Origin of the sequence: Streptomyces sp. MnatMP-M17, from assembly GCF_900091995.1 — a bacterium.
GTDB lineage: Bacteria > Actinomycetota > Actinomycetes > Streptomycetales > Streptomycetaceae > Streptomyces.
Map to the genome: position 1 here is coordinate 1 of NZ_FMDK01000323.1, position 6,217 is coordinate 6,217.

The 6,217-nt window shown below is 69.3% G+C and carries 4 protein-coding genes; 3 read left to right on the forward strand and 1 reads right to left on the reverse strand.

The window, feature by feature from the left end:
* The coding region (locus tag GA0115259_RS15005) for a mycothiol transferase (protein WP_141716570.1) at nucleotides 1-293 on the forward strand (293 nt) is incomplete at its 5' end.
* Here the strand turns inward: GA0115259_RS15005 and GA0115259_RS15010 are convergent.
* Nucleotides 268-1,278, reverse strand: coding sequence for a LysR family transcriptional regulator (locus GA0115259_RS15010; protein ID WP_093596420.1), 1,011 nt, complete (start codon nucleotides 1,276-1,278; stop codon nucleotides 268-270). The genes GA0115259_RS15005 and GA0115259_RS15010 overlap by 26 nt on opposite strands.
* A 139-nt stretch (nucleotides 1,279-1,417) precedes the next feature.
* Between GA0115259_RS15010 and GA0115259_RS15015 the strand changes: the two genes are divergently transcribed.
* Together GA0115259_RS15015 and GA0115259_RS15020 are read left to right on the forward strand one after the other, a co-directional pair.
* Nucleotides 1,418-2,275 carry an aldo/keto reductase gene (locus GA0115259_RS15015; RefSeq protein WP_093596423.1) on the forward strand — a complete coding sequence of 286 codons (858 nt, stop codon included), beginning with the start codon at nucleotides 1,418-1,420 and terminating at the stop codon, nucleotides 2,273-2,275.
* Between the two features lie 362 nt (nucleotides 2,276-2,637).
* Nucleotides 2,638-6,120: a ThuA domain-containing protein gene (locus GA0115259_RS15020; protein WP_093596426.1), complete on the forward strand. Its 3,483-nt coding sequence runs from the start codon at nucleotides 2,638-2,640 to the stop codon at nucleotides 6,118-6,120.
* Nucleotides 6,121-6,217 lie beyond the last annotated feature (97 nt).

The window sequence follows — 6,217 nt, forward strand, 5'->3', positions numbered from 1 at the left end:
CGCGGTTCGAGCTGCCGTTCCCGCGGCGGGCGACCGGTTACGGCCACTCCCCCAAGGACGTGGCGGCGCTCGGCGGCGTCCCGGCGGAGCTGCTCGCCGGCTACCACGACGCGGTCCACGATCAGACGGTCGCGTTCATCCGTTCGGTCAAGGACGCGGATCTCAAGCGGATCGTCGACGACGCGTGGGTCCCGCCGGTCACGCTCGGTGTCCGGCTGATCAGCGTGATCTCCGACGACCTCCAGCATGTCGGCCAGGCCGCCTTCATCAGGGGCTGGCTGGAACGGCCGTAGTCGCAGAAGCAGGGACCGGAGCAGGACCTGTGTCCGGAGCGGGAACGGCGTCCGGAGTGGAAGCGGCGTCCGGCGCCGGGCAGTTGTCCGGCGCCGCCCGGGACGCGGTGGGCGGCAGATACGCGAGCAGTTGCCTGGCGGCCGGGCCGGTGCGCTGATCGTCCGGGAGCGCGGCCGAGACCTCCCAGAGGTGTTCTCCGGCGTCGGCCAGCGGCACCGTACAGAGGTCGGCCGCCTGCGCCTTACGGGCGATCGGACGTGGCACCACCGCGATACCCAGACCATGGCCGACCAGCTCGATCAGGCTGTGCACATCGTTGACCTCCAGCGCCACGCGCCGTTCGGTACGGGCCGCGGCGAAGGCCCGGTCGGTGAGCCCGCGGGCGCCCCAGTCCTCGTGGAAGTCCACGAACACCTCCTCGCCCAGCTCCGCCCAGTCCGCCTCGGCCGCTCCCGCCAGCGGATGGTCGGGATGGCAGAGCAGCACCATCGGCTCGCTCGCCAGCGGTACCAGCCGTACGCCCTCGGGAACGGTCCCGGACAGCGCGACAAAGGCCAGATCGAGCCGCCCGGCCGCCACATCCTCGACCAGCGAGGCGGATCCGGCCTGCCGCAGCCGTACCTCCACCTCGGGATGCTCGGCCCTGAACCGGGCGAGCAGCCCGGGGACATGCACTCCGGTGACACACTGCTCGGTCCCCACCGACAGCGTGCCGCGCAGCAGTCCCTGGACCGCCGCGACGGCCTCCTTGCCCGCCCGTACGCTGGCCAGCGCGCGCGACGCCTCCACCAGCAGGGCCTGCCCGGCCCCGGTCAGCTCGACCCTGCGGGTGGAGCGTACGAAGAGCCGGGCGCCCAGCTCGCGCTCCAAAGCCCGTACGGACGCGGAGAGGCCCGACTGGGAGACCATGAGGCGCTGGGCCGCCCTGGTGAAGTGGCGTTCCTCCGCGACGGCGACGAAATATTCGAGGTGGCGCAGTTCCATGAGGACCCAGCCTAATTGAGAAGCCCGGTCGCTCAATGCGTTCGTTTTCTTCTATTGGACGCCCCGCGAGGCAGCGGCAAAGCTTGAGGTACCCCCCGCCGGAACCGGCGGGTCCGCAGCAGGAAGGGTGCACTCCACCATGAAGACTCGCCGCATCGGAACCGTCGAGGTCAGCGCGATCGGTCTGGGCGGTATGCCGATGTCGATCGAGGGACGGCCCGACGAGGCCCGTTCCCTCGCCACCATTCACGCGGCGCTGGATGCCGGTGTGACACTGATCGACACGGCGGACGCGTACCACCAGCACGCCGACGAGGTGGGCCACAACGAGTCCCTGATCGCCAAGGCGCTGGCGTCCCACGCGCGCGGCTCCGAGGTGCTGGTGGCCACCAAGGGCGGCCATCTGCGTCCCGGGGACGGCTCCTGGACGCTGGACGGCTCTCCCGAGCACCTCAGGGCGGCGTGCGAGGCGTCGCTCGGGCGCCTCGGTGTGGAGGCGATCGGGCTGTACCAGTTCCACCGTCCCGACCCGAAGGTGCCGTACGAGGAGTCCATCGGCGGTCTGCGCGACCTCCTCGACGAGGGCAAGATCCAGCAGGCCGGTATCTCCAACGCGAACCCGGAGCAGATCCGGTCGGCGCAGGAGATCCTCGGCGGCCGGCTGGTCTCCGTACAGAACCAGTTCTCGCCCGCCTTCCGCTCCAGCGAGCCGGAGCTTGAGCTGTGCACGGAGCTGGGCATCGCGTTCCTGCCGTGGAGCCCGTTCGGCGGGATCAGGCGCGCCGGTGAACTGGGCTCCTCGCACGGCGCGTTCGCGCGGATCGCGGAGGCGCACGGCGTGAGCCCGCAGCAGGTGTGTCTGGCCTGGATGCTGGCCAAGTCGCCCGTGGTGGTGCCGATCCCGGGCTCCAGCCGTCCGGAGACCATCCGTGACTCGGTCGGCGCGGCCGACCTCGTGCTCGACGCCGCCGAGGTGGCGGAGCTGGACGCGGCCTGACGATCGCCGCGAGGCGCCCGGCCGCATGACGCCCGGCCGCATGACCGCGTGATCAGCCACGGCGCCCAGGGCACGGGCTTCACGCAACACCGCGCCACCCCCAGCCGACCCGTCCGGGCGCACTCCCGGACGGGTCGTTCGCGTTCCCGTACGGGTCGCTCGCGTTCCCGGACGGAAGCCCTGTCCTCCGGTGGACGGCCCCGCACCGGACGGCACTTCCCCCGCCCCGCCCTCAAGTGCCGTGCCGCAGAGGGCTCTTCCGACCCATTGACCCCCTGTGACGCCGGAACCTACGCTGTGTGACGCACTCCAGAAAGCGCTTTCTAAACCCGCAGCCGGCTCTACCAGCACCGGGAGCGCCCATGAGAACGCCCATCAGAACGTCCTCACCCTTCCTTGTGATCACCGCGTTGCTGGCGCTCGTCCTCGGACTCGGGATGGCCTCGCCGCCCCGCGCCGACGCGGCGCCGTTCCGCGTTCTGGTCTTCTCCAAGGTCACCAACTTCGAGCACGACTCGATCCCGGCCGGGATCGAGGCCGTCCAACAGCTCGGCAGCGAGAACGGATTCGAGGTCGAGGCCACCAGCGACGCCTCGGCCTTCACCGAGGACAATCTCGCCCGCTTCCAGGCGATCGTCTTCAACAACACCAACTCCACGCCGGAGAGCGGCGATCTGCTCGACGCCGCACAGCGTGCCGCGTTCCAGGCGTTCGTGCGCGGAGGCGGCGGCTGGGTCGGTCTGCACGCCGCCTCCGCCAGCGAGCGCGACTGGGACTGGTACGAAGGGCTGGTCGGCGCGATCTTCGACAAGCATCCCGCCGTCCAGACGGGCCGGGTGAAGGTGCTCGACCAGGTGCACCCCTCCACCCAGGGCCTGCCACAGCTCTGGGAGCGTACGGAGGAATGGTACAACTGGCGCGTCAATCCGACCGGCAAGGTCCACACGCTCGCCCAGATCAAGGTGAACGACGGGATCGACGGTCTGGACGAAGGCGTCGACCATCCGTGGTCCTGGTGCCAGAACTACGACGGCGGACGCTCCTGGTTCACCGCTGGCGGGCACGCCGCCTCCGCCTTCCAGGAGGACGCCTTCCGCAAGCATCTGCTCGGCGGCATCCAGTGGGCCGCGGGCAACAAGCCCGGTGACTGCACCGCCACCAAGACGGGCGCCTTCCAGCGCACTCCGCTGGCCACCAGCGATCTCGCCGATCCCTTCGAGCTGGCCGTTGCGCCGGACCGCCGTGTCTTCTTCATCCAGCGCACCGGCAAGCTGAAGGTGATCGACCAGCAGACGCTCCAGGTCTCGACCGCGCTGGACTTCGCGTACACGCCGGAGATGACAAGCCAGTCCGACGGACTGCTCGGTCTCACTCTCGATCCGGACTTCGCGGAGAACAACTGGCTCTATCTGCTGCACTCCGACAAGACCGAGAAACGGCTCAATCTGTCGCGCTTCACGGTCACTGGCAACACCGTCGACCCGGCCTCGGAGAAGCGGCTGCTGACCGTGCCGACACTGCGCGGCGAGGGCCGGGCCAACTCGCACATGGCGGGCTCGATCACCTTCGACAAGAACGGTGATCTGTATGTCGCGACCGGAGACAACACCGATCCCTTCGCCTCCGACGGCTTCAGCCCGATCGATGAGCGCGAAGGGCGCCGCGCCTGGGACGCCCAGACCACGGCGGGCAATACGAACGATCTGCGCGGCAAGGTTCTCCGTATCACGCCCGAGGACGACGGCACGTACTCCGTTCCCGAGGGCAATCTCTTCGCACCGGGCACGGAGAAGACCCGCCCGGAGATCTACGCGATGGGCATGCGCAATCCGTTCCGTATCACCACCGATCCGCTGAGCGGCGCGCTGCTGGTCGGCGACTACGGGCCCGACGCACGGGAGGCGGTCGCGAACCGCGGTCCTGAGGGCACCGTCGAGTACAACCGCATCACGGAGCCGGGCAATTACGGCTGGCCGTACTGCACCGGCAACAACACACCGTTCAACGACTACGACTTCGCCACCGGGACCTCGGGCGCGAAGTTCGACTGTGCCGCTCTGGTCAACGACTCGCCGAACAACACCGGTCTGCGCGAGCTGCCCGCGGCCAAGCCCGCGACGGTCTGGTACGCCTACTCCGCCTCGCCGCAGTTCCCCGAACTGGGCACGGGCGGCGGCGGACCGATGGGCGGGCCGGTCTACGACTACGATCCCGCGAACACGTATCCCTCCAAGTTCCCGGAGTACTTCGAGGGAAAGTGGTTCAACTACGAGCTGACCAGGACCTGGTTCAAGACCTTCTCGTTCCAGGAGGAGGACCAGACCTTCACGGATCCGCGCTTCGAGCCCGTCGGGGCGGGCGATCTCCACTCCATCAACGGCGTGTTCGGCGATATGAGCTGGAACCAGCCCTTCGACGCGGACTTCGGCCCTGACGGAGCGCTGTACGTCATCGACTTCGGGCTCGGCAGCGGCACGGGCCGCGGCGGCAGCAACGAGGGATCGGGCATCTACCGGATCGACTATGTCGGCGACGGCCGGCTGCCCGATGCCAAGACGGCGGCGAGCCCGGACAGCGGACCCGCACCGCTGACGGTGGCCTTCTCCAGCGAGGGTTCAGGGCTGCCCGGCGGGAACCCGGTGTCCTACGCCTGGGACTTCGACAGCGACGGGACCACCGACTCGACCGAGGCGAATCCCTCCCATGTCTACCGCGACAAGGGCCGGTTCACGGCCCGGCTGACGGTCACCGGCCCCGGCGGGCTGACCGCGCTCTCCGTCCGGGAGATCACCGTCGGCAACACCCGGCCGGTGGTTACCATCCAACAGCCGCCGAACGGCGGGATGTTCAGCTTCGGCGACACCATCCCGTTCACCGTGAAGGTGAAGGACCGCGAGGACGGCAAGACCGGTGAGGGCGGGACGATCGACTGCTCGCGGGTGGTCGTACAGTCGCAGCTCGGCCATGACAGCCATCTCCATCCGCTGGACAACTACACGGGCTGCGCCGGGGAGATCGTCACCGACGCCGGGGACAGCCACGGTCCCGGGCAGAATCTGTACTACGGCATCACCGCGCAGTACGAGGACAAGGGCGCCGACGGCGTGCCCGCCCTGACCGGATCGTCCTCACTGACGCTGCGGACCACCTTCCGTGAGGCGGAGCACCGTACCGCCACCGGTGGCGCGCATGACGGCGCCGTGACCGGCGACCGCGCCGACGCCTCCGGCGGCAAGCGGCTCACGGAGATCGAGGACGGCGACTGGATCTCCTTCGACCCGGTCAATCTCAAGGGAATCTCCTCGGTCACGGTCGGCGCCGCCTCGGGCGGACTCGGCGGGGACATCGAGTTCCGTAACGGCTCGCCGACCGGGCCGCTGCTGGGCAAGGTGACGATTCCGAACACCGGCGGCTTCGGCAATGTCATCTCCCCGACCACCACGCTCAAGAGTCCGGGCGGTTCGGTGAAGCTGTACGTGGTCTTCACCAATCCCGGCTGGTCGGCGGAGAAGCCGGATCTCCTCGCGCTCGACTGGCTGCACTTCAACGGTCGCGGAGTCGAGAAGAAACCGGTCACGAAGGTGAAGGTCAAGGCGGCACCCGCCTCGGGCGCCGCGCCGCTGGCGGTGGAGCTCAGCAGCACGGTCAAACCGGTGTCCGGTCGCACGATCGCCTCGTACCACTGGGACTTCGGCGACAACACCAAGGGCTCGGGTACGGAAGGGCCGACCGCGGCCCATACGTACTCCAGGCCGGGCACGTACACGGCGCATCTCACCGTCACCGACGACAAGGGTGACACGACCACCGGCGCGGTCCGGATCGACGCGGGCCCCGCGGCCTGAGAGGAGAGCGACCATGAGCAGCACCCGAAGAGCGTTCCTGGGCAAGGCCGTTGGACTGGCGGCGCTGGGCATGGGTACGGCGGGGGGGGGGGGGGCC

Coding starts and splice junctions, on each gene's coding strand:
- GA0115259_RS15010 (WP_093596420.1), bottom strand. CDS start 1,278: ATGGAACTGCGCCACCTCGAATATTTCGTCGCCGTCGCGGAGGAACGC.
- GA0115259_RS15015 (WP_093596423.1), top strand. CDS start 1,418: ATGAAGACTCGCCGCATCGGAACCGTCGAGGTCAGCGCGATCGGTCTG.
- GA0115259_RS15020 (WP_093596426.1), top strand. CDS start 2,638: ATGAGAACGCCCATCAGAACGTCCTCACCCTTCCTTGTGATCACCGCG.